Genomic DNA, 25,618 nt, shown 5'->3' with positions numbered 1-25,618 from the left:
CATAGCACGACGATAATATAAACGCAGCAATGGGTTTGTGGACTTTTGACCATTGATCAATTTGAAATCGGACACTCGAGGTTTACATATGAACAAAAACAGAGGGTTTACGCCTCTGGCGGTCGTTCTGATGCTCTCAGGCAGCTTAGCGCTTACAGGATGTGACGACAAACAGGCCCAACAAGGGGGCCAGCAGATGCCAGAAGTTGGGGTTGTGACGCTCAAAACCGAACCTCTACAGATCACAACTGAACTCCCAGGTCGCACCAGTGCTTTCCGTATTGCGGAAGTTCGCCCTCAGGTGAGCGGTATTATCCTGAAGCGTAATTTCGAGGAAGGTAGTGATATCGAAGCAGGAGTGTCTCTCTATCAGATTGATCCTGCGACTTATCAAGCCACTTATGAAAGCGCGAAAGGCGACCTTGCGAAAGCGCAGGCCGCTGCCAACATCGCTCAGGTAACGGTTAACCGTTATAAAAAGCTGCTGGGAACGCAGTACATCAGTCAACAAGATTACGATCAGGCGCTGGCCGATGCGCAACAGGCGAATGCCTCCGTGGTTGCCGCGAAAGCCGCGGTCGAAACGGCGCGCATTAACCTGGCATACACCAAAGTGACCTCTCCGATTAGCGGCCGTATTGGTAAATCTGCCGTGACGGAAGGCGCATTGGTGCAGAACGGTCAGGCGACAGCGCTGGCAACCGTGCAACAGCTCGATCCTATCTATGTTGACGTGACGCAGTCGAGCAACGACTTCTTGCGCCTGAAACAAGAACTGGCTAACGGAACGCTGAAACAGGAAAACGGCAAGGCGAAAGTCGAGCTGGTGACCAGTGACGGTATCAAATTCCCACAGACCGGTACGCTTGAATTTTCAGACGTAACCGTCGACCAGACCACCGGTTCTATCACCATCCGCGCCGTCTTCCCTAACCCGGATCACACCTTACTGCCGGGGATGTTTGTCCGCGCGCGTCTGGAAGAAGGGACCAACCCTACTGCGTTACTGGTACCGCAACAAGGCGTAACCCGTACGCCACGTGGTGATGCGACTGCGCTGGTTGTGGGTGCTGATGACAAAGTGGAAACCCGTCAAATCGTTGCCAGTCAGGCGATTGGCGATAAATGGGTGGTCACTGACGGACTTAAATCTGGCGATCGCGTCATTATCTCTGGTTTGCAAAAAGTTCGCCCTGGCGTGCAGGTAAAAGCGCAGGAAGTAACATCTGACAATCAACAACAAGCCGCGAACGGTGGCAAGTCAGAGCAAACAAAGTCTTAACTTAAACAGGAGCCGTTAAGACATGGCTAAGTTTTTTATCGATCGCCCTATCTTTGCATGGGTTATCGCCATCATCATCATGCTGGCAGGGGGTCTCGCGATCCTCAAATTGCCGGTGGCGCAGTATCCGACGATTGCGCCACCTGCAATCACGATCTCTGCGAGCTATCCTGGTGCTGATGCGAAAACGGTTCAAGATACCGTGACGCAGGTTATCGAACAAAATATGAACGGTATCGATAACCTGCTCTATATGTCCTCAACCAGTGACTCTTCAGGTACCGTTCAGATTACGATTACCTTTGACTCCGGTACGGATGCGGATATCGCCCAGGTTCAGGTGCAGAACAAGCTGCAGTTGGCAATGCCGTTACTTCCGCAAGAAGTACAGCAACAGGGCGTGAGCGTTGAGAAATCCTCCAGTAGCTTCCTGATGGTTATGGGGATGATCAGTACTGACGGCTCAATGACGCAGGAAGATATCGCTGACTATGTCGGTGCAACCGTAAAAGATCCTGTCAGCCGTACCAGCGGCGTGGGTGACGTCCAGTTGTTCGGTGCCCAATATGCTATGCGCATTTGGATGGATCCGACCGAGCTAAACAAATACCAGTTAACGCCAGTAGACGTTATTGCGGCAATCAAAGCGCAAAACGCCCAGGTTGCAGCCGGTCAGCTCGGTGGTACGCCACCGGTAAAAGGTCAGCAACTTAACGCCTCCATTATTGCTCAGACACGTCTGACCTCGACCGAAGAGTTCGGCAAAATCTTGCTGAAAGTGAATCAGGATGGTTCTCGGGTTCGCCTGAGTGATGTCGCGCGTATTGAACTTGGTGGCGAGAGTTATGATGTCATCGCGAAATACAATGGGCAGCCAGCATCCGGTTTGGGGATCAAACTGGCAACAGGTGCAAACGCGCTGGATACGGCAAACGCAGTCCGCGCGACAATCGCGAAACTGGAACCTTTCTTCCCGCACGGTCTGAAAGTCGTTTACCCTTACGATACAACACCTTTCGTTAAAATCTCGATTAACGAAGTAGTGAAGACGCTGGTTGAAGCTATCGTACTGGTATTTATTGTTATGTACCTGTTCCTGCAAAACTTCCGCGCAACGCTGATTCCGACAATCGCCGTTCCGGTCGTTCTGTTAGGCACATTTGCAATACTCGCGGCATTTGGTTTCTCAATAAATACGTTGACCATGTTTGGTATGGTTCTCGCCATAGGTCTGTTGGTGGATGACGCCATCGTGGTGGTCGAGAACGTCGAGCGTGTCATGTCCGAAGAGGGGCTACCACCGAAGGAAGCCACGCGAAAATCGATGGGCCAGATTCAGGGCGCACTGGTCGGTATCGCGATGGTATTGTCAGCGGTATTTATTCCAATGGCCTTCTTTGGTGGTTCAACCGGGGCCATTTATCGCCAATTCTCTATTACCATCGTTTCGGCAATGGTGCTTTCTGTTCTGGTGGCGATGATCCTGACGCCCGCGCTTTGTGCCACCATGCTTAAGCCGGTTGCCAAAGGCGATCATGGAGAAGGCAAAAAAGGCTTCTTCGGCTGGTTTAACCGCATGTTCGATAAGAGCACGCACCACTACACCGACAGCGTAGGCAACATCCTGCGCAGTACGGGTCGTTACTTGCTGCTGTATCTGATCATCGTGGTCGGCATGGCGTTTCTGTTCGTCCGTCTGCCAAGTTCCTTCCTGCCGGATGAAGACCAGGGGGTATTCCTGACCATGGCGCAGCTTCCGGCTGGCGCAACGCAGGAACGTACGCAAAAAGTCCTTGATGAAGTAACGGACTATTATCTGAAGGACGAAAAAGCCAACGTTAATTCTGTGTTTACCGTAAACGGCTTTGGATTCTCAGGTCGTGGTCAAAACACCGGTCTTGCTTTTATTTCTCTCAAAAATTGGGAAGATCGTCCTGGTGAAGAAAACAAAGTGCCCGCCATTGCAGGACGTGCAAGTGCGCACTTTGCCTCCATTAAAGATGCAATGGTGTTTGCCTTTAACTTGCCAGCAATTGTGGAACTGGGGACCGCTACCGGTTTTGACTTCCAGTTAATTGACCAGGCTAACCTGGGGCATGACAAACTCACGCAGGCACGTAACCAGTTGTTTGGCGAGATTGCAAAGCATCCCGATCTGTTAGTCGGTGTTCGCCCTAACGGTCTGGAAGATACCCCGCAGTTTAAGATTGATATCGACCAGGAAAAAGCACAGGCTCTGGGCGTTTCCATTAGCGATATTAATACCACGCTGGGTGCCGCATGGGGCGGAAGCTACGTGAATGACTTTATCGACCGTGGTCGTGTGAAGAAAGTTTACGTGATGTCCGAAGCGAAATACCGCATGCTGCCAGACGATATTGGTAACTGGTATGTGCGCGGCAGTGATGGTCAGATGGTGCCGTTCTCCGCATTTTCATCATCTCGTTGGGAGTACGGTTCACCGCGTCTGGAACGCTATAACGGTCTGCCGTCGATGGAGATCTTAGGTCAGGCGGCGCCGGGTAAGAGTACCGGTGAAGCGATGGCAATGATGGAAGAGTTGGCCAGTAAGCTGCCATCCGGCATCGGCTATGACTGGACGGGGATGTCCTATCAGGAACGCCTGTCCGGTAACCAGGCCCCTGCCCTGTATGCCATCTCGCTGATCGTCGTCTTCCTGTGTCTGGCGGCGCTGTATGAGAGCTGGTCAATCCCGTTCTCGGTTATGCTGGTGGTTCCGCTTGGGGTTATTGGTGCCCTGTTGGCGGCCACTTTCCGCGGACTGACCAACGACGTTTACTTCCAGGTGGGCCTGCTCACAACCATTGGGTTATCGGCGAAGAACGCGATATTGATCGTCGAATTCGCCAAAGATCTGATGGATAAAGAGGGCAAAGGCCTGGTAGAGGCAACACTGGAAGCGGTACGTATGCGTTTACGTCCGATCCTGATGACCTCTCTGGCGTTCATTCTGGGCGTTATGCCGTTGGTTATCAGCTCTGGTGCCGGTTCCGGCGCACAGAACGCCGTAGGTACAGGCGTAATGGGCGGGATGGTCACCGCGACGGTTCTGGCTATCTTCTTCGTTCCGGTCTTCTTTGTGGTGGTGCGCCGCCGCTTCAGCCGGAAAAGTGAAGATATTGAGCACAGCCATTCCGTAGAACATCACTGATACTCACCAGATAAAAGGCCGCGCAAGCGGCCTTTTTTTCGAATGAAATCAGCACAAGGCCTTATTGATACTTTGTTGACTTTTGGTTGCGGGTAATAAAGGTTATAATACACAAGAAGATGAAGGCTATTTCTGGCCATTTGGCTTAGGGCTTATTCCCGGCTTAATAACTCATTATTAAGACAATTCCTGGGGATAAGTCTGTATCTGGTTTCGCGCCTGGGCGAACAAGGTGGATGGAAAGAGAAGATAATCTGATGAATTGCAAAATAATCGCGTAATTATCTCATTCCTGAATGGGCTGGCGACATGCTATAATGGGAAAAATGCACAAACCTTCACATTCTCTCGTATTACGTTAATTGTAATTTTTCGTAATATAACGATGAAATCTTTTTTAGAGTAGATTATAGTTAAATCATCAGGCGTCGAAGGCAAGTTCCAGGTCAGTTTAGTTGTACCCATCCCGAAAGGTGTTCGGTTAGTTCAAGCCACTAAGAAGGGGATGCGTTATGGATGAATACTCACCCAAAAGACATGATATAGCACAACTTAAATTTCTTTGTGAAACGCTCTATCACGACTGTCTTGCAAACCTTGAAGAAAGCAATCATGGCTGGGTTAACGACCCAACCTCGGCAATCAACCTTCAACTCAACGAACTGATAGAGCATATTGCAACCTTCGCACTTAATTATAAAATTAAGTATAATGAGGACAATAAGCTGATTGAGCAGATTGATGAATATCTGGACGACACATTTATGTTGTTCAGCAGTTATGGCATTAATGCGCAGGATCTGCAGAAATGGCGGAAATCCGGTAATCGCTTGTTCCGCTGCTTTGTGAATGCCACCAGGGCTAATCCTGTTAGTTTGTCTTGTTAAAAACTATTACAATCATAGGTAAGATTTATGTCCGATAAACCATTAACTAAAACTGATTATTTGATGCGTTTGCGACGCTGTCAGACAATTGACACGCTTGAGCGCGTGATCGAGAAAAATAAATATGAATTGTCTGACAATGAATTGGCTGTATTTTACTCAGCCGCCGATCACCGTCTTGCAGAATTGACGATGAATAAACTTTACGACAAGATCCCCTCCTCCGTCTGGAAATTCATTCGTTAATTTGATTACTGTCGCATCAGGAAATACGGACGTTTTCCTGGGGAACATTTTTCATCCTCACAATAACAATAGAACGACTATTGTGATTTGCGTCACAATACCAATCAGGGAACGTTCCCTGGCCATCACTGACCTTCTACTGTAGTACCTCACCGGTGAACAGTCAGAGAGCGCAGGATGAGTGACGAGAAACAGAAAATGATAGCGGGTGAGCGATATCGCCCGGCAGATGAAACCCTGCGCCATGACAGGTTGCAGGCGCGTCGATTCGTTCACCGCTACAATCTCACCGCCCCGGATGAAAAAGCCGAACGCCTGGCAATCCTCCACACCCTGTTAGGCCAGTGCGATCAGCCCTACATAGAGCCGCCATTTCGCTGTGACTACGGTTACAATATCTTTCTGGGTAAAGACTTTTACGCCAATTTCGACTGCGTCATGCTCGACGTCTGCCCGATTCATATTGGTGATAACTGTATGCTGGCTCCCGGCGTCCATATCTATACCGCCACACATCCGCTGGATGCGACAGAGCGCAATAGTGGACTGGAATTCGGCAAGCCCGTCACGATTGGTAATAATGTCTGGATTGGTGGGCGTGCGGTCATTAATCCCGGCGTCAGCATTGGTGACAACGTGGTTGTCGCCTCCGGCGCGGTGGTGACCAAAAACGTACCGGCTAACGTGGTGGTGGGCGGTAATCCGGCACGGATTATTAAAACACTGTAAACGGAATTGTAACTGTTATGCTAAATTGTGATTGATCTGTTACTTTCTTCACGCTAATCGCCCACTTAAAATAGGGCGTTCCCCTGTAAGTAGCGAAAATCACGAAGGCAAAAAATGACAGAAATACAACGCCTGCTCACCGAAACCATCGACGATCTGAACGTTCGCGAGAAGCGCGATAACAAGCCCCGCTTTAGCATCAGCTTTATTCGCAAGCATCCTGGTTTGTTTATTGGGATGTACGTCGCCTGGTTTGCCACGCTGGCGGTCATGTTGCAATCAGAAACGCTGGTAGACTCTGTCTGGCTGCTGGTCGTGCTGTTTGTCGTCCTCAACGGCTTTTTCTTTTTTGATGTCGCCCCGCGCTATCGCTATGAAGATATCGACGTGCTGGATTTCAGGGTGTGTTACAACGGCGAGTGGTACAACACCCGGTTTGTACCTTCAGCGCTGATTAGCACCATCCTTCACTCCCCGCGTGTCGATGATGAATGCAAAGCGCAATTACAGAAAATGTTGACGCGTAAGGGCGAACTGTCGTTTTACGATATCTTTACCCTTGCCCGTGCAGAAGCCACGCCATAACCCATTCGTGTTGCCGGATAGTCATTTCTCCTATCCGGCCCTCTCCTTTCTTTAACGCCGTTTTTTTCTTCCCTGTACCGCTTTAAAACGCGGGTTGCTTTTACAAATCACATATAAACGCCCTTTGCGCTTTACTATCTGACAGTCAGGATGGCGCTGCTTTGCGCTACGTAATGAATTCAAGACCTGCATGTTATCCTCATCAACCTCATTATATATGTTATAACATAACATTGCTTTATCGCTGAACGCGCTGCGGTTCAATCCTTTCTGTCTTTATATCGGTTCTTTCGTGGCGAAAACGGTAAAAATCCACGCTTCCATCAAAAACCCGGCAGATTAACGACATCATTTACAGGGCTTTTTTCGCGATCGGATATACTTTCCCTACAATGCGTTATTAAGGATATCTGCGTGAGAACACGACATCTGGTCAGTCTGGTGACGGGAGTGCTTATCCTCTCCGTATTGCTTCCGGTTGGGCTGAGTGTCTGGATCGCTCATCGCCAGGTCGAAAAGAAATTCATTGAAGAGTTGGATACCTACTCAGCGCGCGTCTCTGAACGTTCAGAGCGTGTGGTGACCCAGGCGAAACAAGCATTACAGCAGATTAACGCCGTGAAGAGCGTGCCGTGCTCACGTGAACACTTACTGGCTATGCGGCGGATCTCCTTCAGCTATCGTTATGTCCAGGAAGTGCTGTATCTGCAAAACAACGCGCCACGCTGCTCATCCCTGGAGCAGGAAAGTCAAACCGCCGCATTCCCTCCGCCCATGAAAATCACCAACGACGGCTACCGCGCATGGTTTACCGCGCAAAACGATCTGGGATTCAAGCGCTACATGGCGGCGTTGGGCTATGGCGACTACATTGTGATGATCGATCCCGCCTCCTTTATCGACGTAGTCCCTTTTGGCGCCTGGCAGATTGATGTTGCGATTATCGGCGCAAAACACAATACCGTCATTGCCAGCAGTGGCGCGCTTGCACCGAATATCCTGCAATTTACCCAGGAAACCACGCCTCGCCATCTGGAAAGTCATGGCATTATTTATGAGATTCGCCCCTTCCCGGAAATGGGCATTACCATCGTCAGTTGGGCGTCCACTCTTCCGCTACAGAAAATCTGGTACCAGCAGGCGCTGATCTGGGTTCCCGCCGGTATCCTGATAGGGCTGCTGGCCGCCGCCTTTATTCTGCGCATTCTGCGTCGTCTCCAGTCACCACATCACCGATTGCAGGATGCCATTAACAACCGCGACATTAAGGTTCATTACCAGCCCATCATTTCGTTATCGACAGGAAAAATAGTGGGGGGCGAAGCGCTGGCGCGCTGGCCGCAAACCGACGGCAGCTACTTGTCACCTGACATTTTCATCACTCTGGCCCAACAGACCGGTCTCACCGAACAACTCACCCGCTTAATTATCGAAACGGTATTTGAGGATATGGGGAAATGGCTGAAACAGCATCCCGATCAGCATATTTCCATTAACATTGAGGCTGCGGATCTCGCCTCTGAAAAACTCCCGACGCTGCTCAGTAAACTGCTTAACCGGTATCAGCTTGCCCCTTCGCAGATTGCTCTGGAACTGACGGAGCGGGGATTTGCCGATCCGAAGACCAGCTCACCAATCATTTCCCGTTACCGCAAAGCGGGACATGCTATCTATATTGATGATTTTGGCACCGGCTATTCGAGCCTTAGCTATTTGCAGAATCTGGACGTGGATATCCTGAAAATCGACAAATCATTTGTCGATGCGCTGGAGTACAAAAACGTGACGCCACATATCATTGAAATGGCCAAAACGCTGAAGTTGAAAATGGTCGCAGAAGGGATTGAAACGGCAAATCAGGAGGACTGGCTGCGCCAGCACGGCGTCCATTACGGACAGGGTTGGTTGTACAGCAAAGCGCTGCCCAAAGAGGCGTTTATTCTGTGGGCGGAAAAACGCTTATAACGCAGAGATGGCTGGCGGCACGCCGCACAGCCAGTCACGCTAGTCGTCGATAATAGGAGAGAATCCGCCATAAATCATGCGTTTACCATCAAACGGCATCGACTCGCCGAACGCTTTCATGCGCGGATCGGACATCATCTTCTGATTCGCCGCATCCCGCACTTCTTTCGACGGGTACTCAATCCAACTGAATACCACTTCTTCGTGTTCCTCGGCTTTCACCGCCATGCGAAAATCGGTGACGTTGCCATCGGGCACATCGTCGGCCCAGCATTCCACAATGCGAAGCGCACCAAACTCCTTAAACAATGGTGCTGCTTTTGCCGCCATCGCCTTATAAGCCTCCTTGTTTTCGGCGGGTACGGCAAGGACAAACCCATCCACATACTTCATGAGAAAAACCTCCGAAGTCCACTGCGCGGCAAGCCAATTCCAGCCGCGTCAGTCGTGAGTAAGTGTAGTCGCCCTCTCCTTTCTATGCTGTCTGAATCCGCGCCCGGGGTTTATAGCGAAACCACGGCAGACAGAGTTGGATCAACGGCCCAATCGCCAGCGCATACAGCACGGTGCCAACGCCAAGCGTGCCGCCGAGCAGCCAGCCGCTTAATAAAACAGAGACTTCTATCGCCGTACGGATGGTACGCACCGACCATCCCGTGCGGGCGTGAATGCCGGTCATCAGGCCGTCTCTTGGCCCGGCACCAAAGCCTGCGCCAATGTACATACTCGTCGCCAGGGCATTCACCACCACGGCGGCCACCAGCATGAGGCTGCGCACGAGGAGGGAGGAGAAATCCGGCATCACCGCCAGCGCGGCATCGGCGGCAAGTCCGATCACAATCACATTGCTGAGGGTGCCCAGCCCAGGACGTTGACGCAGGGGGATCCACAGCAAAAGTACCAGCGCCCCGACGATAATCATCACCACGCCAATTTTCATCGACAACAGGTTTGCCAGCCCAAGATGGAACACGTTCCACGGATCGGCACCTAAATCCGCGCGCACAAACATCGCGGTTGATACCCCATACAGAGCCAGCCCAAAGTAAAGTTGAACCAGACGACGCCCCATTTTCACCCTCCCCGTTCAGATAGCATTCATCTTCTCTATAATTGGCATTATGATTAATGACCAGTTTTGAAAAAGTGGACTGCAATGTCATCACGTCGTTATGGAAGTCAATCTCTCCAGCGTCTGCTCGGGCACTGGCAGGACAGCACATCAAGAACCCCGCTCTGGCGGCAACTGGCAGAAGCGCTGCGTCTGCTGATCCTCGACGGACGTCTGGCGCTCGACAGCCGTTTGCCCGGAGAACGTGAACTGGCAGCGGTCCTCGACGTCAGCCGGACCACCGTGGCCAGCGCACTGGCGCAACTGCGGGAAGAGGGATATCTGGAAAGTCGGCACGGCAGTGGCTCGCGCGTGATTCTGCCGGGTCATATTCGCGAAGTGCCGACGCGAGCCGGTACGACGATGGCGCTGGATCTCTCCACCGCCGCCCTCAGTGCCGGACCCGAAATCCATCAGGCTTATCAGCAGGCGCTGTTTGCGATGCCGCCGCATTTACTGACGTCGGGATATCAGCCGCAGGGATTGCCCTGCTTACGTGAATCGCTCGCCCGTCATTACTGTGCGCGAGGTCTTCCGACAACGGCGGATGAAATCATGGTGGTTAACGGCGCGGTCAGCGGTCTGGCACTGATTCTGCGCTTACTGACCGGTCCCGGCGATCGTGTGGTGGTCGATCACCCGACGTACCCATTGGCCATTGCCGCCATTCAGGGAGCCTCCTGTCGACCGGTAGGCGTTTCCTTACCCGCAGAGGGTTGGGATACGGATGGACTGGCCGCAACGATCGCCCAAACGTCACCGAGAATGGCCTATCTGATGCCGGATTTTCACAATCCCACCGGGCGGTGTATGAATGATGAGACGCGACAAGTCATCGCAGATATCGCTGCCCGTACGCGTACGACGCTGGTGATCGACGAAACGATGGTGAATCTTTGGTACGACGCCCCGCCGCCTCCGCCTTTGGCGGCGTATCATCGCGATGCCCCGGTGATCATGCTGGGTTCGGCGGGCAAAAGTTTCTGGGGCGGACTGCGTCTGGGCTGGGTTCGCGCGCCATCACGGACCATCGCCGCGCTGGTGCAAACGCGGGATACGGTTGATCTGGGCTCGCCGGTCATCGAACAGCTTGCCACTACGTGGTTGCTGGATAATGCCGATTCATTTTTGCCGCAGCGCAGACAACAGTTAGCCGCACGGCGCGCGCTCTGCGATACGCTGATGCACAGGCACTTTCCCGAGTGGCGCTATCAGCAACCGCAGGGCGGATTATCTTTTTGGGTGGAATTACCGGATACGCTGGCGACGCTCTTCGCCACACGGGCGGAAAGCGTCGGGATTCAACTGGGTACGGGCACTCGCTTTGGGCTCGCGGGGGCGTTTGATCGTTTCTTACGCATGCCGTTTGCCTTGCCGGAAGCCACCCTGCGCGAGGCCTTTAACACCCTGGAACCGCTCTGGAAAACACTGCGTCTACAGTCCAGTAGCGGTAAGGTGCGTAAGATTATTTAATGCTGGCGGGGAACCGGGAAACCTTTAAGGGAAATAATAAAGTTATCACCCTCTTTCTTTATTTTGGCGCCAGCATCGCACCAGTCTGAGGCAATGCGGAAAAATTCATCGCTGCCGACGTTCCAGCTCAGGCAAACATGCTTAACATAACCCGAGCGGAGCAATTCACAGGCTTCGCCATAGTTACTGGCGATGGAGAGCGTTTGCTGTTTCATTTTTTCTTCTTCAGTAGTCTGCGCAATGCTTTGATTTCTTTAGGAGTCAGTGGCTCAACAAAAGACTCTTCCGTATGTTGGCTATCGATATCGCCAGCCGAGACCCCCGCCTCTGCCGCCGCGTCGAAGGCTATCAGCAGCAGTTTTTCTGTCGTGATGCTTAAATTCTCATTATTCACTTCAGCGTAATGACGAAGTTTTTCTTTTAACGTTTCATCAATTTTGACATTCAGTACTGCAGTAGCCATCGTAAAAATCCTTGTGGACAGGCAAAACACGGCTCCGGCGACGACAGGATCGCCACGGCGTGATAAGAGAATGGAGCGCCAGGATTTAACATCCCAAAGACACTCTGCCAGCATTTGATGACAAAAAAATGACAAAACCATGACAACAACAAGAAGAGAAACGAAGATGTGATGCCGGACGGCAGAAATGGGTGGGGGCCCTGCCAGCTACATCCCGGCACACGCGTCATCTGCCTTGGCTGCTTCCTTCCGGACCTGACCTGGTAAACAGAGTAGCGTTGCGGGAGAACCAACAGAGCCCCCATTGAGAGCGTTGTTAACCAACGCGCAGGCGCATTATCACTGCTGCCCCCTGTAATTGCAAGCCATCGGCAGTCAGATGCTGGTTTCTTGCGCAATGGAACTTCCCGCGCCCGCCATTCCAGATTATGCTGAAGGATTACCGCAGGAAGAAACCATGGATAGACAAGACACTTTCCCTCAACGCGTCTGGCAAATTGTTGCCTCCATTCCCGAAGGCAGCGTCACCACTTATGGCGACGTCGCGATGCTCGCGGGCTCTCCGCGCGCGGCCAGGCAGGTTGGCGGCGTGCTCAAACGTTTACCCGAAGGCAGCACTCTGCCCTGGCATCGGGTGGTGAATCGGCACGGCGCAATTTCGCTGACCGGTCCCGATCTACAGCGGCAACGGCAGGCATTACTGGCGGAAGGTATTATAGTGTCCGGGAGCGGGCAGATCGATTTGCAGCGGTATCGCTGGAATTATTGACCCTCTCCAGATGGAGAGGGTCAGACAGGCCTTAGTACTGCGTCGGGGCAGGCACTGCGGAAGACGGGTTCACCTGCGTCGGCGAGGTTGAAGGCACAGTGGTCGCTGCCCCATCGCTTGCCTGAACAGGCACTGCCGTCTGCTGGACCGGCACCAGGGTCAGATCGGCTTTCGTGCCGCCCTGGTTGATGACCGGCTGAACGGTATCGGTAATAAACACCAGTTTGTCATTCACCGTAATCGCCGCACTCAGCAGAATACGAGCGTTCGGCTGCACGTCAGCCGGATTAAACGGCAAGACGAAGCTGAATGGCGCCTGTTTCCCTTCGGTACGAACCGCTTTCTGGGACAGCACTTTCGACGGTGCATCGGCCAGCGACGCATCCGACAGAGTCACGGTCAGTACGGCGTCTGGTGGCAAGGCCACTTTCTGACGGATCCATACGGTACCCGAGACATTAGGTTGCGCAATCGCAGGCTGCGCGGCCGTTGCTGAAGTGTTTGGGTTCGGCGCTGGCGTCTGGATATCAGCGCTTTTATCCGCGCAGGCGGCCAGAGCAACTGCTACCGCTAAACCACTTACCATGTGCATGAGCTTCATTAAATTCTCCTTATCATCTCTGCACCAGCGGGTTTTCCTCCCGCCGGAAGAGTGGTTAACAAAAACGTAACGTAGCTAAGTGTGGCACACATCACTTATTTTTGCCTGGAATTGGTCTGTTTTTCAGACTATTGCACCCATCGGACCACTTCTAAAATTGCGTTATACTCTGCCTATCTCGCTTCGGCGTCGTTGTTACCTGGAGAGCATGTATGAGTCAGGCACTGAATAATTTGCTGACATTGTTGAATCTGGAAAAAATTGAGGAAGGACTCTTTCGGGGCCAAAGTGAAGACTTAGGGTTGCGTCAGGTATTTGGTGGACAGGTCGTTGGTCAGGCGCTGTATGCGGCGAAAGAAACGGTACCAGAAGAACGCCAGGTCCACTCGTTTCACAGTTATTTTTTACGCCCCGGCGACAGCCAGCAACCCATTATTTACGATGTGGAAGTTCTGCGCGACGGTAACAGCTTCAGCGCCCGCCGCGTTGCCGCCATCCAGAACGGAAAACCCATCTTTTATATGACCGCCTCGTTCCAGGCGCCAGAAGCCGGTTTCGAACATCAGAAAACCATGCCGCACGCTCCCGCGCCGGAGGGGTTAACATCAGAAACCGACATTGCCCGGACGGTAGCACACCTCCTGCCGCCGATTTTAAAGGATAAATTTCTCTGCGATCGCCCGCTGGAAGTGCGCCCCGTTGAATTTCATAACCCGCTAAAAGGCCATGTGGCAGAACCTACGCGCCAGGTATGGATCCGCGCGAACGGTGCGTTACCCAACGACATCCGCGTCCATCAGTATCTGTTAGGCTACGCCTCCGATCTCAATTTCCTGCCCGTGGCCCTGCAACCTCACGGTATTGGTTTCCTGGAAAAAGGGATTCAGATTGCCACGATCGACCATTCCATGTGGTTCCACCGCCCGTTTGATTTGAACGAATGGCTGCTTTACAGCGTGGAAAGCACGTCGGCCTCCAGCGCGCGTGGATTTGTTCGCGGCGAGTTCTACACGCAGGACGGTAAACTGGTGGCGTCGACCGTTCAGGAAGGGGTGATGCGCAATCGCAACTAAGAAAAAGCCGGATGGCGTGGGCTTCGCATCCGGCGGTATCCGATGGTTGCCCGGTTAACCTCACCGGGCATTTTTCTGTTATGCGTTGTAGGCATTCTCGCCGTGGCTGTTCACATCCAGCCCTTCGCGCTCTTGTTCTTCCGGTACGCGCAGACCTACCGTCAAATCCGCCAGCTTGTAACCGATGAAGGCCACAACGCCAGACCAGACGATGGTGATGGCGATGCTCTCAAGCTGCACCAGCAACTGATGTCCCATCGTTACCCCTTCAGCGAAGCCCACGCCGCCCAGCGCGCTTGAGGCAAAGACCCCGGTCAGAATACAGCCGACAATCCCGCAGACGCCGTGGACACCAAACACATCGCACGGGTCATCAACACGCAGCAGACGTTTGAGCATGGTCACGCCCCACAGTCCGGCCACTCCTGCCACCACGCCGATGATTAACGCACCGCCGACGCCAATGTAACCACAGGCAGGCGTGACGCCAACCAGACCAGCAATCGCCCCTGAGCACGCGCCCAACAAAGACGGTTTACCGCGCAGCGCCCACTCGCCGAAGATCCAGCCGAGAATCGCGGCGGCCGTCGCCACAACGGTGTTCACAAAGGCCAGCGCGGCAATCTCGTTCGCCGTCCCCGCCGAACCGGCATTAAAGCCAAACCAGCCAATATAGAGGATCGCCGTACCGGTAAAGACCATCGGCAGGTTATGCGGTTTGAACGCCTCTTTGCCAAAGCCTACACGTTTGCCAATAAGGTAGGCGCCGACCAGGCCGGCAATCGCGGCGTTGATATGCACCACCGTACCGCCCGCAAAGTCCAGCGCACCGTGCGATCCCAGCAGGCCGCCGCCCCATACCATATGGGCAATCGGAATGTAGGAAAGCGTCAACCAGACCACCACGAAGATAAGAACCGCGGAGAAACGGATACGTTCAGCCAACGAACCGACAATCAGGCCGACGGTAATGCAGGCAAACGATCCCTGGAAAGCAACATGAATATACTGGTAAATGCTGCCCATCACGGCGGTCAGCTCAATGTTTTTCAGCATCACCCAGTTGAAGTTACCGAAGAAGCTGTTCCCTTCGCCGAACGCTAGTGAATAGCCGAACACCACCCACATGATGCACACCAGCGCAAAGGTGACGGTAACCTGCGTCAGCATCGACAGGACGTTCTTCCCGCGGATCAAACCGCCGTAGAACAGGGCGATACCCGGTATGGTCATAAACAGCACCAGCGCGGTACAAATCATCATAAAGGCGTTATCGGCTTTATCTGCCACTGCCGGAGCAGCCATCGCGAGACCTGGCAGCAGCGCCAGCGAAGCAAGGCCCGTTTTCATCGTTGCTATCTTCATTTTGTCGTTTCCCGTTACTGTGTGCCAGGCTTTACAGCGCCGCTTCGTCGGCTTCGCCGGTGCGAATACGAATGACGCGTTGCAGCTCCGCGACGAAAATTTTGCCGTCGCCAATTTTTCCGGTATAGGCCGCCTTGCTGATGACATCGATCACTTCATCCAGTTGGTCGTCGGCAATGGCCACATCAATCTTCACTTTAGGCAGGAAGTTGACGCTGTACTCTGCACCCCGATATAACTCGGCATGACCCTTCTGACGTCCGAACCCTTTTACTTCGGTGACGGTCAGCCCTTGAATACCAATAGAAGAGAGCGCTTCGCGAACGTCTTCCAGTTTGAACGGTTTGATTACCACGGTAACCAGCTTCATAGATCCCCTCCAGTCAGAATTCGGCATGTGGTGCGACTACACGACAGAGGTATTGCAAGGGGTATGCCAGAATTGAAAAAGCGGAGTCAGTGTCTGTTCTACAGGCCGTCTGGCGGGCGATTCAGAAAGGGAAATGGAGCGGGAAAAGAAAAACGCACCATGACAGTGCATGATGCGTTACATTTTTGCACCACCGCCGAAGCGGCCCGGCAACGCCGGTGCATCAGGCGGGAAGCGATTCCTCACGCACGCTTGCCGCCAGCTCTTCGCCGGCAAGCTGGAGCTGATACATCTGCCAGTAGCGCCCCTGCGCCGCAAGCAGCTGTTGATGGGTACCGCGTTCTACGGCCTGTCCACGATGAAGCACCAGAATGGTGTCTGCCTCCACAATGGTCGACAGCCGGTGCGCAATCACCACCAGCGTGGTGTGTTCACGCACGGCCGCCAGCGCGTGCTGAATGGCCTGCTCGGTGCCCGAATCGATGCTGGCGGTCGCTTCGTCGAGGATCAGGATCTGCGGCGTTGCCACCAGCACTCGCGCCAGCGCCAGCAGCTGTTTCTGCCCGACAGAGAGATTATTCCCCTGCTCACCAAGTTGCGTATGAATACCTTCACTCATCCCGCGCGCCAGTTCCGCCAGTTGCACCGTCTCCAGCGCCTGCCACACCTGCTCTTCGGAGATATCTCGCCCCAGCGTCACGTTCGCCAGGAAGGAATCCGCCATTACCACCGGATCCTGCTGCACCATTGCTACACTCTGACGCAGTGCGCTGTGGCTCAGCGAACGTAATGGACGCCCATCAAGGCGAATTTCCCCCTGACTCAGCGGGTAATAGCCCATCAACAGGCTGGCGAGAGTACTTTTACCGCTGCCGGTATGCCCCACCAGCGCGACAAAACTGCGGGACGGCACGGAAAGGCTGACATTTTGCAGCACCAGATTATCGTCGCGATAGGCAAACGACACATCCTCGACGTCAATCTGCCCGGACGCCAGCGGACGCGAGTCCTGCCCATAACGCTGGCGCGGCCCGTCCATCAGTTCAAACACGCGCTCCCCTGCTACCACCGCCTGTTGCAGCATCGACTGTTGAGTGGTCAGTTCGATCAGCGGTTCATTCAGGCGTCCCAGGTAACTGATAAAGGCGTAGAGCACCCCGACTTCAATTGTCCCTGCCGACGTAAAACTGAACAGCATCAACAGGCCACAGAGAATGAGCGCGGAAAACAGGCTCAGCAGAGGCCGCAATAAAAAACCGTCTAAACGCAGCGTCTGCATGCGCGCCAGATAATGTGAGCGGCTGGCTTCTCCCATACGTTCACCAAATCGCGCCTGCTGGCGAAACTGCTGGATCACGCTCATACCGTTGATGACTTCGTTGAAGCCGTCGTTAATATCGGCGAGATAAGCCCGCACGCGGCGGACAATCGGCGTGCTGTAACGCTGATAGATAATCATCACCACCAGCACCGCCGGGAAGATAAGAATTGCCACCAGCGCCATGCGCCAGTCGAGACTGAACATCGCCACCAGCATCGCGCCAATCAGCGCTGCGCTGCGCAGAACCGTCGCCACCACCGTGACATACAAATCGCGGATCACTTCGGTATCGTTCGTCACGCGCGAAATAAGCTGCCCGACGGGCTGAATGTCAAATTCACTCAACGGCTGGCGCAGCGCGGCATCCATCACGTCGGTACGCAATTGCTGCACCACACCGACCGCCGCGCGGTTAAACAGCAGCGACTGAGCATAGTGCAGACTGGCAGCGAGAACCTGCAGCCCAAGATAGGCGGCAATCAGCCCGACCACCATCCCCAGCGGCAGGTTATTTTTTGCCACCATATTGTCGATAAAGTAGCTGATCAGCAGCGGACCACTGACTTCCGCAGCCGCCGCGACCCACAGCATAATCACCGCAATGCCTAACGGTTTTCGCCACACAGAACCATAGGCCAGCAGGCGTTTGAGGGTCGGCCATAACTGCCCAAAACTACGCATTTGCCGCCTCCTCGTCTTTTTCCGGCACATCATCGAGCGCCGCTTCCAGTTGCTGATAGCGGTACATATCGCGATACCAGCCCGTCTGCTGCACCAGCGCTTCGTGATCGCCGCGCTGAGCGATATGCCCATGCTGCATCACGATAATTTCGCTCGCTTCGGTCAGCGCCGAAAGGCGATGCGCGCTGATGATCACCGTTCGCCCTTCTCCCCACTGGCGCAGATTGTGCAGGATCTGGTGCTCCGTTCGCCCGTCCACCGCCGACAGTGCGTCATCCAGGATCAGGATTTCGGCATTCAACAGTAGCGCCCGCGCAATCGAGATACGCTGTTTCTGACCGCCGGAGAGCATCACGCCGCGCTCGCCAACTTCGGTGTCGTATCCCTGCGGCAGGCGGAGAATATCCTCATGCACGCTGGCTAAGCGCGCCACGTGTTCAATATCCTGCTGTGTGGCGCTGGGGCAGCCCAGCGCAATGTTGTTGGCCACGGTATCCGAAAACAGAAATGGCGTTTGACTAACTACCGCCAGCCGGCTGCGCCAGCTGTCCAGTTGCAGGCGTGACAGGGGGATATCATGAAAGCGGATCTCCCCCTGGGTGATATCGAAATGGCGCTGAATCAACGACAACACGGTACTTTTACCCGCGCCGGTTGGCCCGCAGATACCCAGCATCTGTCCGGCTTCAAGTCGAAAGTTGACGTTTTCCAGCGTCGGATGTGTGGTTTGCGGGTAGCTAAACTCACGGATCGCCACCGCCAGTTCCCCCCGCCCTTCCGGCACCGGTTCGCTACCATCGTCCACCACCGGCGCTTCGGCCAGCATCGCGCGAATACGACCGTAAGCCGCACTGCCGCGCTCCACGATGTTAAACATCCACGCCAGCGCCAGCATCGGCCAAATCATCAACCCGAGGTACATCATAAAACTGGTCAACTGTCCCAGCGTCAGCGAACCTTGCACCACCATCCAGCTGCCGCCGCCGATAGCCAGCAGGTTCGCCGTCCCGATGGCGATATAAATCGTCGGATCAAAGCGGGCATCGATGCGCGCCACGCGCATGTTTTTCTTCCCCGTATCTTCCGCGTCAGCGGCAAACAGCGCGGACTGCCGATCCTCCAGACCAAACGCTTTGATCATGCGAATGCTGGTCAGGCTCTCCTGAGTACGATCGTTGAGACTGGAGAATGCCGCCTGCGCTAATCTGAAACGGTCATGCAGACGATCGCCGTAGCGCTTGATCATCAGCGCCATCACCGGCATCGGCAGCAGTGCAAACAGCGTGAGCTGCCAGCTGATCTGCGTGGACATCACGATCAGCACCGCGCAGCCCATCACCAGCGAATCCACCAGCGTTAAAACCCCTTCCCCTGCGGCAAAGACCACGCGGTCGACGTCATTGGTGGCGCGGGCCATTAAATCACCGGTGCGGTGGCGCAGATAAAATTCAGGATGCTGACGACTGAGCTGGCGGTAGTAATCTTCGCGCAACTCTACCGCCAGTTGGTAAGAGGCGCCAAACAGCAGCACGCGCCAGACGTAGCGCAGCAGATAGACCACGACGGCAATCAGAGCGATGGTGCCAATCCACATCATTATCTGTTGCGGCGTAAAGTGTTGCGTGGACACGCCATCCACCACAATACCGACGACTTTTGGCGGAATGAGTTGCAAAATAGCGATGATGATAAGCAAGGCAACCGCCCCGAGGTAGCGACGCCACTCCCGGCGAAAATACCAGCTTAATTGAGCAAATAATCGCACGTAATATGTCCTGACCTGATTTTCCGGCAAATCGTGCCGGGAGAGTTATTCGATTGGCAGTGCAGTTGTGTATTTAATCTGTTCCATGGCAAAGCTCGATGTGACGTCCGACAGACCGGGAACGCTGTTTACCAGACGTTTGTAGAAGTCGTCATAGCGCTTCATGTCGGCAACCTGAACCCGCATCAGGTAGTCGTACTCCCCAGCCATACGCCAGAAGCCCAGCACCTCCGGCATCTCACTGACCACCGTCACGAAGCGGCAATACCAGTCACTGCTATGATGCTGGGTTTTGATGAGCACAAAGGCCGTTAACCCCAGGCCCAGTTTTTCCGGGTCCAGCAGCGCGACTTTGCCAACCAGAATGCCATCATCCTCCAGCCGTTTGAGGCGCTTCCAGCAGGGGGTGGTGGTCAGATTAACGGCATCCGCCAGCGCCTGCAAAGAGAGGGTGCAGTCCTGCTGCAACAAGGAGAGCAGCTTACGGTCAATTTTATCTAGCATACCGGCACCTCAGAGAAGAATTTTCTCCTTCTATTCTATTTTAAAGGCTAAATGGCAACAATTTTTTCCGTGCTTTTCGTTACTCTTGGCACAAAATGACAAATGGATATTAATGATGAACAGCACCTGGGTAAAAAATGCCATCAATGAGATTAACGCGGATTATCAGCGCTCGGCTGACACACATCTCATCCGCCTGCCGTTACCCGCATTTCCGGGTATCCAACTCTATCTGAAAGATGAAAGCACCCACCCGACCGGTAGCCTGAAGCACCGGCTGGCGCGTTCGCTGTTCCTCTATGGGCTGTGCAACGGCTGGATTAAAGAAGGAACAACCATTATCGAATCCTCTTCCGGGTCAACGGCCGTGTCCGAAGCCTATTTTGCCCGCCTGCTGGGACTGCCGTTTATTGCCGTCATGCCCGCCTGCACGGCAAAACGGAAAATCGAACAGATTGAATTTTACGGCGGTCGTTGCCATTTCGTGGACAGCGCCTGCGAGATTTATGCCGCCTCAGAACAGCTGGCGCGCGAGTTGAATGGTCATTATATGGATCAGTTCACCTATGCCGAACGCGCCACCGACTGGCGGGGTAATAACAATATCGCCGACAGCATCTTCCGCCAGATGCAGTGCGAGCCGCATCCCGTCCCGAAACACATTGTCATGAGCGCCGGAACCGGCGGGACCTCTGCGACCATTGGTCGCTACATTCGCTGCCAGGGTTACGATACGCAACTGATGGTGGTGGACCCGGAAAACTCGGTTTTCCTGTCTTTCTGGCAGTCGCGTGACGCCACGCTGCGTAGCCCTGTCGGCAGTAAAATTGAGGGGATTGGGCGTCCGCGTGTTGAACCGTCATTTATTGCCGACGTGGTCGATGAGATGCTGCGCGTACCTGATGCCGCCAGCGTGGCGACCGCGCACTGGCTGGAAACGCAACTGGGCCGCAAAGTGGGGGCCTCAACGGGCACCAACATGTGGGGCATGCTGCAACTCGCCGCCCGTATGCGTGAAGCCGGGCAAACCGGTTCGCTGGTGACGCTGCTGTGCGACAGCGGCGAGCGCTATCTGGACACCTACTACCATGCCGAATGGGTGAGCGCCCATATTGGCGATCTCACAGCGTGGAAAGCGGAGCTGGCCCGGTTGTTGAATGTGAATTAAATCAAATAAAAAAAACCGGGCATACGCCCGGTGCTGGTAGGGTCTCTCATTCGGGGGAATAAGGTAGATTTGGATAGTCCAGCCAATGTGTCAAAAAGTGTGATACCGCCTGATTGCGACAATGACCAATCACCGGTAAATGGGGAAGTTCAGCAATAAGTTGCGGCATGGCATTGCCCATGATCAGGCCACGGCCGACGCTACCGAGCATTTCGCGATCGTTCATGGCGTCGCCAAACGCCATACATTCGGCCAGCGACAGGCCCAGATGTCCGCTCAGTACCTCCAGCGCAGAACCTTTGTTACAGCCTACCGGCAGCACTTCCAGGCAATCGACCGCCGAGAAGCAAAGATGGGCTCGCGCGCCTAACACCTCTTCAAGCTGAATTTTCAACCGCGTCAGATCGTCGTGATCGCCACAGAAGCAGACTTTGGTCACCCGATCAGCCGGGATGCGCGCGACATCCACGATCTGATAGCGAAATCCGCTGTAAACGTGAGCATGTAGCATCTCGGGGATCTCTTGCCCGGTAAACCAGCCATTATCGTTAAAGACATGCATGCTCGCCCGCGTGTCCCAGCGCTGATGCAAGACTATCTCCGCAACCGCTGGATCCAGATCCTGACGATGCAGTACCTCGCCTTCCAGCGAGTGGATGCGCGTCCCGTTACCGGTAATCAGAAAAGCATCGAGTGAAAAGGTGCCGAGAATATGGCGCATTTCCAGCACATGACGCCCGGTGGCAAACGTCAGGGTAATATCGCGTTCGCGTAAACGCGCCAGAGTCGAAAGCGTTTCATCACCCAAAAGGTGATTCGGCATCAGCAGGGTGCCATCCATATCAAATGCAGCCAGGCGTGCCATCTCTTTCTCCACTCTGTGACGGATTAACTTGTGATTGAGTATCACCTGATATATACGGAAGTAATAGTGAATAGATAAAAGGAATTGTTCCGGGTTTATATGCGACTTCTCAATCGGCTTAATCAATACCAGCGACTCTGGCAGCCGTCTAACGGCGAACCGCAGAACGTGACCGTCGGAGAACTGGCTGAACGCTGCTTCTGTAGCGAGCGGCACGTCCGCACGTTGTTACGCCAGGCGCAGGAGTCTGGCTGGCTGATCTGGGAAGCGCAGTCCGGACGCGGAAAGCGCGGACACCTGCGATTTCTGGTGACCCCGGAATCATTGCGCACCGCGATGATGGAACAGGCGCTGGAAAAGGGTCAACAGCTTAGCGTACTGGAACTGGCGCAACTGGCGCCCGGTGAACTGCGGGCGATGCTGCAGCCCTTTATGGGCGGTCAATGGCAAAACGATACGCCAACGCTGCGTATTCCCTATTACCGCCAGCTTGATCCGCTACATCCCGGTTTTCTTCCAGGGCGTGCCGAGCAGCATTTGGCGGGGCAGATTTTCTCCGGTCTGACGCGCTTTGACAGCCAGACGCAGCTTCCCTGCGGGGATTTAGCCCACCATTGGGACATCTCCGCCGACGGCTTGCGCTGGGACTTCTATATTCGCTCGACGCTGTTCTGGCACAATGGCGACGCGGTAGAGACCGCACAATTGCATCAGCGGCTGCTGATGTTGCGCGAACTCCCGGCGTTGAACCGGCTGTTTATCAGCGTAAAGCATATTGAGGTGACGCATCCTCAGTGTCTGACGTTTATCCTGCACCGCCCGGATTTCTGGCTGGCGCATCGGCTGGCAAGCTACGGCAGCCTGCTGGCGCATCCAGAGCACCCCATCATAGGAACAGGTCCTTTTCGCCTGACTCTATTCACGCCTGAGCTGGTACGTCTGGAAAGCCACGACCATTACCATCTCGCACATCCGTTGTTGAAAGCCATTGAGTACTGGATAACCCCCCAGCTTTTTGCGCAGGATCTGGGTACCAGCTGTCGCCATCCGGTGCAGATAACCATTGGCAAACCCGAAGAGCTCGCGACGGTAAGCCCGGTGAGCACCGGCATCAGCCTCGGTTTTTGCTATCTCACGCTGAAAAAGAGCCCTCGTCTGACGCCACTACAGGCTCGTCGGCTGGTAAGCCTCATCCATCGTTCTTCGCTGCTGCAAACGCTGGATGTGAGGGAAAACCTGATTACGCCCTGTAATGAACTGTTGCCTGGTTGGGCCATCCCGCAGTGGGAGGGGCTGGAAGAGGTTGAGCTGCCGAAAAAAATGACGCTGGTTTATCACCTGCCGGTGGAACTGCATACCATGGCAGAACGTCTGCGCCATACGCTGGCAACCCTCGGTTGCGAACTGACGCTGGTTTTTCATAACGCGAAAACCTGGGATGGCTGTCAACAGCTTGCCGAAGCGGATCTGATGATGGGAGACCGACTGATTGGCGAAGCGCCCGAATATACTCTCGAACAGTGGTTGCGTTGCGATTCGCTCTGGCCGCACGTGCTTGATGCACCGACGTTCTCGCATCTTCAGGCCACGCTGGATGCGTTGCAAAACAGACCAGAAGAGGAACATCGTTTTGCCGCACTACAACAAGTTTTCGCCAGCCTGATGAATGACGCCACGCTGACGCCGCTGTTTAACTATCACTATCGCATCAGCGCGCCGCCGGGCGTGAACGGAGTGCGCCTGAACCCGCGTGGCTGGTTTGAGTTCACTGAAGCCTGGCTGCCGCCACCGGCATCGTGAAGAAGCTGGTCGAGGCGCAACTCTGGCGCTACCATAACGTTTTTGTGAATGATCAGGACAAACCATGAAACGTGCCGTCGTAGTATTTAGTGGAGGTCAGGACTCCACCACCTGTCTGGTGCAGGCGCTGCATCAGTATGATGAAGTGCATTGCGTGACCTTTGATTATGGTCAACGCCATCGCGCAGAGATTGATGTTGCACGTGATCTGGCTCTGAATCTGGGCGCGCGCGCGCGCAAAGTACTGGATGTGACGCTGCTGAGTGAACTGGCCGTCAGCAGTCTGACCCGTGACAACATCCCGGTTCCGGATTACGAACCGGATGCCGATGGGATCCCTAACACCTTTGTCCCTGGACGCAATATTCTGTTTCTGACTCTGGCGGCGATTTATGCTTATCAGGTGAAAGCGGAAGCGGTGATTACCGGCGTCTGTGAGACCGACTTTTCTGGTTACCCTGACTGCCGTAATGATTTTGTCGAAGCGCTGAATCATGCGATCAAACTAGGGATGGCGAAGGATATCCGCTTTGAAACGCCGCTGATGTGGCTTGATAAAGCTGAAACCTGGGCGCTGGCAGACTATTGGGGCAAGCTGGATCTGGTGCGTGAACAAACGCTGACCTGCTACAACGGCATTAAGGGTGACGGTTGCGGCCACTGTGCGGCCTGTAATCTGCGTGCAAATGGCCTGAATCATTATCTGGCGGATAAACCGGCCGTGATGGCCGCAATGAAGCAAAAAACCGGGCTGAAGTAGGTGTGGGTTTCGCCGGATGGCGGTGCTGGCACCTTATCCGGCCTACTCGCAACACGCGATGAACATGTCGGCCTGATAAGCGCAGTGCCATCAGGCAATAAGACGTTACTTCACCATCTGTTCCAGTTTTTCGCGTAACTCCCCTTCCAGCGGCAGCGCTTTTTGCGATTTCAGATCGATACAGACGAACGTAATGAGCGCATCGGCCACCACCTGCCCTTCAGGCTCCAGCGTAATCACCTGACTCAAAATACCGCTTTTCCCGTTTAGCTGTTGTACCTGACTGGTGACGGTCAGCAGGTCACTCAGCACCGCCGGGCGACGATAGTTGATATTAATATTGACCACCACGAAGGCGATATTGTGGGCAGTCATCCATTGAAAGCTATCGCTGCTCTCCAGGCCATCCCAGCGCGCTTCCTCCAGGAACTCAAGGTAGCGGGCATTATTCACGTGCTGATAGACATCAAGATGATAACCACGAACTTTAATCTGTGTTTGCATAGCGCAGAAACCTTACGTTTTTTATAAGAATGTACTCTATGGATTTCCAGTTGCAAAAAGGCGGCAAGTCAGTGAGTCCCGATGAGCTTACTAAAGTAAGTGACTCGCGAACGAACGTAGCCAACGCATCTGTAGCTTGAAAGACATGAGTAGAGAGGC

The 25,618-nt window shown here is 54.0% G+C and carries 26 protein-coding genes, 1 other RNA gene and 1 pseudogene; 13 read left to right on the top strand and 15 right to left on the bottom strand.

The annotated features are described in order from the left end of the window. Positions 1-88: 88 nt before the first annotated feature. The 6 genes from acrA (at position 89) to QQZ17_RS20910 (ending at position 6,901) form a co-directional block, all read left to right on the top strand. Positions 89-1,282, top strand: a complete 1,194-nt coding sequence (gene acrA, locus QQZ17_RS20935; protein WP_152405625.1) for a multidrug efflux RND transporter periplasmic adaptor subunit AcrA — start codon at positions 89-91, stop codon at positions 1,280-1,282. A gap of 22 nt (positions 1,283-1,304) precedes the next feature. Next, a complete protein-coding gene (gene acrB / locus QQZ17_RS20930; protein WP_046477031.1) occupies positions 1,305-4,454 on the top strand; it encodes a multidrug efflux RND transporter permease subunit AcrB in 3,150 nt (1,049 codons plus the stop codon). Between the two features lie 512 nt (positions 4,455-4,966). Beyond that, entirely contained in the window at positions 4,967-5,341 is a 375-nt protein-coding gene (gene tomB / locus QQZ17_RS20925; protein WP_042324455.1) for an Hha toxicity modulator TomB, read from the top strand. Positions 5,342-5,368: 27 nt separating this feature from the next. Beyond that, the gene (locus tag QQZ17_RS20920) at positions 5,369-5,587 is read left to right on the top strand and encodes an HHA domain-containing protein (RefSeq protein ID WP_001280991.1); all 219 of its coding nucleotides are present in this window, start codon (positions 5,369-5,371) and stop codon (positions 5,585-5,587) included. A gap of 177 nt (positions 5,588-5,764) precedes the next feature. After that, positions 5,765-6,316 (top strand): maltose O-acetyltransferase, encoded by a 552-nt coding sequence (gene maa / locus QQZ17_RS20915; RefSeq protein ID WP_152405627.1) that lies wholly within the window; start codon positions 5,765-5,767, stop codon positions 6,314-6,316. Between the two features lie 114 nt (positions 6,317-6,430). Then, positions 6,431-6,901, top strand: a complete 471-nt coding sequence (locus tag QQZ17_RS20910; RefSeq protein ID WP_152405628.1) for a YlaC family protein — start codon at positions 6,431-6,433, stop codon at positions 6,899-6,901. A 51-nt stretch (positions 6,902-6,952) separates the two neighbouring features. Here the strand turns inward: QQZ17_RS20910 and ykgO are convergent, their stop codons facing one another. Beyond that, positions 6,953-7,093 (bottom strand): type B 50S ribosomal protein L36, encoded by a 141-nt coding sequence (ykgO, locus tag QQZ17_RS20905; RefSeq protein WP_003859006.1) that lies wholly within the window; start codon positions 7,091-7,093, stop codon positions 6,953-6,955. A 222-nt stretch (positions 7,094-7,315) separates the two neighbouring features. Here ykgO and QQZ17_RS20900 point away from each other — a divergent pair, with 222 nt between their 5' ends. Then, positions 7,316-8,866: an EAL domain-containing protein gene (locus tag QQZ17_RS20900; protein ID WP_152405629.1), complete on the top strand. Its 1,551-nt coding sequence runs from the start codon at positions 7,316-7,318 to the stop codon at positions 8,864-8,866. A 39-nt stretch (positions 8,867-8,905) separates the two neighbouring features. Here QQZ17_RS20900 and QQZ17_RS20895 read toward each other — a convergent pair whose 3' ends face one another. Further along, positions 8,906-9,259 (bottom strand): DUF1428 domain-containing protein, encoded by a 354-nt coding sequence (locus QQZ17_RS20895; protein WP_152405630.1) that lies wholly within the window; start codon positions 9,257-9,259, stop codon positions 8,906-8,908. Between the two features lie 82 nt (positions 9,260-9,341). Next, positions 9,342-9,938, bottom strand: a complete 597-nt coding sequence (gene yczE, locus QQZ17_RS20890) for a membrane protein YczE (RefSeq protein WP_152405631.1) — start codon at positions 9,936-9,938, stop codon at positions 9,342-9,344. Between the two features lie 84 nt (positions 9,939-10,022). Here yczE and yczR point away from each other — a divergent pair, with 84 nt between their 5' ends. Further along, the gene (gene yczR / locus QQZ17_RS20885; protein ID WP_152405632.1) at positions 10,023-11,450 is read left to right on the top strand and encodes a MocR-like transcription factor YczR; all 1,428 of its coding nucleotides are present in this window, start codon (positions 10,023-10,025) and stop codon (positions 11,448-11,450) included. Here the strand turns inward: yczR and QQZ17_RS20880 are convergent. The 3 genes from QQZ17_RS20880 to ffs form a co-directional block, all read right to left on the bottom strand. Then, positions 11,447-11,665, bottom strand: coding sequence for a hypothetical protein (locus QQZ17_RS20880; RefSeq protein WP_042324470.1), 219 nt, complete (start codon positions 11,663-11,665; stop codon positions 11,447-11,449). The genes yczR and QQZ17_RS20880 overlap by 4 nt on opposite strands. Next, positions 11,662-11,913, bottom strand: coding sequence for a hypothetical protein (locus tag QQZ17_RS20875; RefSeq protein WP_152405633.1), 252 nt, complete (start codon positions 11,911-11,913; stop codon positions 11,662-11,664). The genes QQZ17_RS20880 and QQZ17_RS20875 overlap by 4 nt, the downstream gene beginning before the upstream one ends. 198 nt (positions 11,914-12,111) lie before the next feature. Continuing rightward, an RNA gene (ffs, locus tag QQZ17_RS20870) (signal recognition particle sRNA small type) lies at positions 12,112-12,208 on the bottom strand. 162 nt (positions 12,209-12,370) lie between these two features. Between ffs and QQZ17_RS20865 the strand changes: the two genes are divergently transcribed. Beyond that, positions 12,371-12,682 carry an MGMT family protein gene (locus tag QQZ17_RS20865; RefSeq protein ID WP_199800596.1) on the top strand — a complete coding sequence of 104 codons (312 nt, stop codon included), beginning with the start codon at positions 12,371-12,373 and terminating at the stop codon, positions 12,680-12,682. 31 nt (positions 12,683-12,713) lie between these two features. On the opposite strand, the gene QQZ17_RS20860 is transcribed toward QQZ17_RS20865, so the two are convergent. Further along, positions 12,714-13,283, bottom strand: coding sequence for a YbaY family lipoprotein (locus QQZ17_RS20860; RefSeq protein WP_152405635.1), 570 nt, complete (start codon positions 13,281-13,283; stop codon positions 12,714-12,716). Positions 13,284-13,495: 212 nt separating this feature from the next. Between QQZ17_RS20860 and tesB the strand changes: the two genes are divergently transcribed. After that, the gene (tesB, locus tag QQZ17_RS20855) at positions 13,496-14,356 is read left to right on the top strand and encodes an acyl-CoA thioesterase II (protein ID WP_152405636.1); all 861 of its coding nucleotides are present in this window, start codon (positions 13,496-13,498) and stop codon (positions 14,354-14,356) included. A 78-nt stretch (positions 14,357-14,434) separates the two neighbouring features. Here tesB and amtB read toward each other — a convergent pair whose 3' ends face one another. From amtB to decR, 5 genes are all read right to left on the bottom strand, one after another. Continuing rightward, positions 14,435-15,721, bottom strand: a complete 1,287-nt coding sequence (gene amtB, locus QQZ17_RS20850) for an ammonium transporter AmtB (RefSeq protein WP_042324477.1) — start codon at positions 15,719-15,721, stop codon at positions 14,435-14,437. 31 nt (positions 15,722-15,752) lie between these two features. Further along, positions 15,753-16,091 carry a P-II family nitrogen regulator gene (glnK, locus tag QQZ17_RS20845; protein WP_002891893.1) on the bottom strand — a complete coding sequence of 113 codons (339 nt, stop codon included), beginning with the start codon at positions 16,089-16,091 and terminating at the stop codon, positions 15,753-15,755. A gap of 223 nt (positions 16,092-16,314) precedes the next feature. After that, complete coding sequence (locus QQZ17_RS20840; protein WP_152405637.1) at positions 16,315-18,093, bottom strand: SmdB family multidrug efflux ABC transporter permease/ATP-binding protein; 1,779 nt, start codon at positions 18,091-18,093, stop codon at positions 16,315-16,317. Beyond that, positions 18,086-19,858, bottom strand: coding sequence for a SmdA family multidrug ABC transporter permease/ATP-binding protein (locus tag QQZ17_RS20835; protein WP_152405638.1), 1,773 nt, complete (start codon positions 19,856-19,858; stop codon positions 18,086-18,088). The genes QQZ17_RS20840 and QQZ17_RS20835 overlap by 8 nt, the downstream gene beginning before the upstream one ends. Before the next feature lie 45 nt (positions 19,859-19,903). After that, complete coding sequence (decR, locus tag QQZ17_RS20830; RefSeq protein ID WP_046476416.1) at positions 19,904-20,362, bottom strand: DNA-binding transcriptional regulator DecR; 459 nt, start codon at positions 20,360-20,362, stop codon at positions 19,904-19,906. A gap of 112 nt (positions 20,363-20,474) precedes the next feature. Here decR and QQZ17_RS20825 point away from each other — a divergent pair, with 112 nt between their 5' ends. After that, entirely contained in the window at positions 20,475-21,530 is a 1,056-nt protein-coding gene (locus QQZ17_RS20825; protein WP_152405639.1) for a PLP-dependent cysteine synthase family protein, read from the top strand. A 46-nt stretch (positions 21,531-21,576) separates the two neighbouring features. On the opposite strand, the gene cof is transcribed toward QQZ17_RS20825, so the two are convergent. Beyond that, entirely contained in the window at positions 21,577-22,395 is an 819-nt protein-coding gene (gene cof / locus QQZ17_RS20820; protein ID WP_152405640.1) for an HMP-PP phosphatase, read from the bottom strand. A 99-nt stretch (positions 22,396-22,494) separates the two neighbouring features. Between cof and QQZ17_RS20815 the strand changes: the two genes are divergently transcribed. Together QQZ17_RS20815 and queC are read left to right on the top strand one after the other, a co-directional pair. Further along, positions 22,495-24,195: an SgrR family transcriptional regulator gene (locus QQZ17_RS20815; RefSeq protein WP_152405641.1), complete on the top strand. Its 1,701-nt coding sequence runs from the start codon at positions 22,495-22,497 to the stop codon at positions 24,193-24,195. A gap of 64 nt (positions 24,196-24,259) precedes the next feature. After that, positions 24,260-24,955, top strand: a complete 696-nt coding sequence (gene queC, locus QQZ17_RS20810) for a 7-cyano-7-deazaguanine synthase QueC (RefSeq protein WP_152405642.1) — start codon at positions 24,260-24,262, stop codon at positions 24,953-24,955. On the opposite strand, the pseudogene QQZ17_RS26505 reads toward queC, so the two are convergent. Next, positions 24,895-25,056: pseudogene (locus QQZ17_RS26505) on the bottom strand (hypothetical protein); the annotation flags it as partial. The gene queC and the pseudogene QQZ17_RS26505 overlap by 61 nt on opposite strands. 4 nt (positions 25,057-25,060) lie before the next feature. Further along, entirely contained in the window at positions 25,061-25,459 is a 399-nt protein-coding gene (fadM, locus tag QQZ17_RS20805; RefSeq protein WP_043001576.1) for a long-chain acyl-CoA thioesterase FadM, read from the bottom strand. Positions 25,460-25,618: the final 159 nt, after the last annotated feature.

The organism is Citrobacter sp. T1.2D-1 (genome assembly GCF_950098555.1).
In the GTDB taxonomy this organism is placed as follows: domain Bacteria; phylum Pseudomonadota; class Gammaproteobacteria; order Enterobacterales; family Enterobacteriaceae; genus Citrobacter_A; species Citrobacter_A telavivensis.
The sequence above is the reverse complement of the archived record's forward strand: the minus strand, read 5'-3'. Positions and strand labels throughout refer to the sequence as shown.

What these genes read in the sequence shown, in the direction of transcription:
- maa (WP_152405627.1), top strand. Translation starts at nt 5,765, where the DNA reads ATGAGTGACGAGAAACAGAAAATGATAGCGGGTGAGCGATATCGCCCG.
- glnK (WP_002891893.1), bottom strand. Translation starts at nt 16,091, where the DNA reads ATGAAGCTGGTTACCGTGGTAATCAAACCGTTCAAACTGGAAGACGTT.
- ykgO (WP_003859006.1), bottom strand. Translation starts at nt 7,093, where the DNA reads ATGCAGGTCTTGAATTCATTACGTAGCGCAAAGCAGCGCCATCCTGAC.
- QQZ17_RS20860 (WP_152405635.1), bottom strand. Translation starts at nt 13,283, where the DNA reads ATGAAGCTCATGCACATGGTAAGTGGTTTAGCGGTAGCAGTTGCTCTG.
- cof (WP_152405640.1), bottom strand. Translation starts at nt 22,395, where the DNA reads ATGGCACGCCTGGCTGCATTTGATATGGATGGCACCCTGCTGATGCCG.
- QQZ17_RS20865 (WP_199800596.1), top strand. Translation starts at nt 12,371, where the DNA reads ATGGATAGACAAGACACTTTCCCTCAACGCGTCTGGCAAATTGTTGCC.
- queC (WP_152405642.1), top strand. Translation starts at nt 24,260, where the DNA reads ATGAAACGTGCCGTCGTAGTATTTAGTGGAGGTCAGGACTCCACCACC.
- QQZ17_RS20895 (WP_152405630.1), bottom strand. Translation starts at nt 9,259, where the DNA reads ATGAAGTATGTGGATGGGTTTGTCCTTGCCGTACCCGCCGAAAACAAG.
- QQZ17_RS20875 (WP_152405633.1), bottom strand. Translation starts at nt 11,913, where the DNA reads ATGGCTACTGCAGTACTGAATGTCAAAATTGATGAAACGTTAAAAGAA.
- decR (WP_046476416.1), bottom strand. Translation starts at nt 20,362, where the DNA reads ATGCTAGATAAAATTGACCGTAAGCTGCTCTCCTTGTTGCAGCAGGAC.
- tomB (WP_042324455.1), top strand. Translation starts at nt 4,967, where the DNA reads ATGGATGAATACTCACCCAAAAGACATGATATAGCACAACTTAAATTT.
- QQZ17_RS20840 (WP_152405637.1), bottom strand. Translation starts at nt 18,093, where the DNA reads ATGCGTAGTTTTGGGCAGTTATGGCCGACCCTCAAACGCCTGCTGGCC.
- yczR (WP_152405632.1), top strand. Translation starts at nt 10,023, where the DNA reads ATGTCATCACGTCGTTATGGAAGTCAATCTCTCCAGCGTCTGCTCGGG.
- QQZ17_RS20815 (WP_152405641.1), top strand. Translation starts at nt 22,495, where the DNA reads ATGCGACTTCTCAATCGGCTTAATCAATACCAGCGACTCTGGCAGCCG.
- acrB (WP_046477031.1), top strand. Translation starts at nt 1,305, where the DNA reads ATGGCTAAGTTTTTTATCGATCGCCCTATCTTTGCATGGGTTATCGCC.
- QQZ17_RS20825 (WP_152405639.1), top strand. Translation starts at nt 20,475, where the DNA reads ATGATGAACAGCACCTGGGTAAAAAATGCCATCAATGAGATTAACGCG.
- acrA (WP_152405625.1), top strand. Translation starts at nt 89, where the DNA reads ATGAACAAAAACAGAGGGTTTACGCCTCTGGCGGTCGTTCTGATGCTC.
- QQZ17_RS20920 (WP_001280991.1), top strand. Translation starts at nt 5,369, where the DNA reads ATGTCCGATAAACCATTAACTAAAACTGATTATTTGATGCGTTTGCGA.
- amtB (WP_042324477.1), bottom strand. Translation starts at nt 15,721, where the DNA reads ATGAAGATAGCAACGATGAAAACGGGCCTTGCTTCGCTGGCGCTGCTG.
- QQZ17_RS20880 (WP_042324470.1), bottom strand. Translation starts at nt 11,665, where the DNA reads ATGAAACAGCAAACGCTCTCCATCGCCAGTAACTATGGCGAAGCCTGT.
- tesB (WP_152405636.1), top strand. Translation starts at nt 13,496, where the DNA reads ATGAGTCAGGCACTGAATAATTTGCTGACATTGTTGAATCTGGAAAAA.
- yczE (WP_152405631.1), bottom strand. Translation starts at nt 9,938, where the DNA reads ATGGGGCGTCGTCTGGTTCAACTTTACTTTGGGCTGGCTCTGTATGGG.
- fadM (WP_043001576.1), bottom strand. Translation starts at nt 25,459, where the DNA reads ATGCAAACACAGATTAAAGTTCGTGGTTATCATCTTGATGTCTATCAG.
- QQZ17_RS20910 (WP_152405628.1), top strand. Translation starts at nt 6,431, where the DNA reads ATGACAGAAATACAACGCCTGCTCACCGAAACCATCGACGATCTGAAC.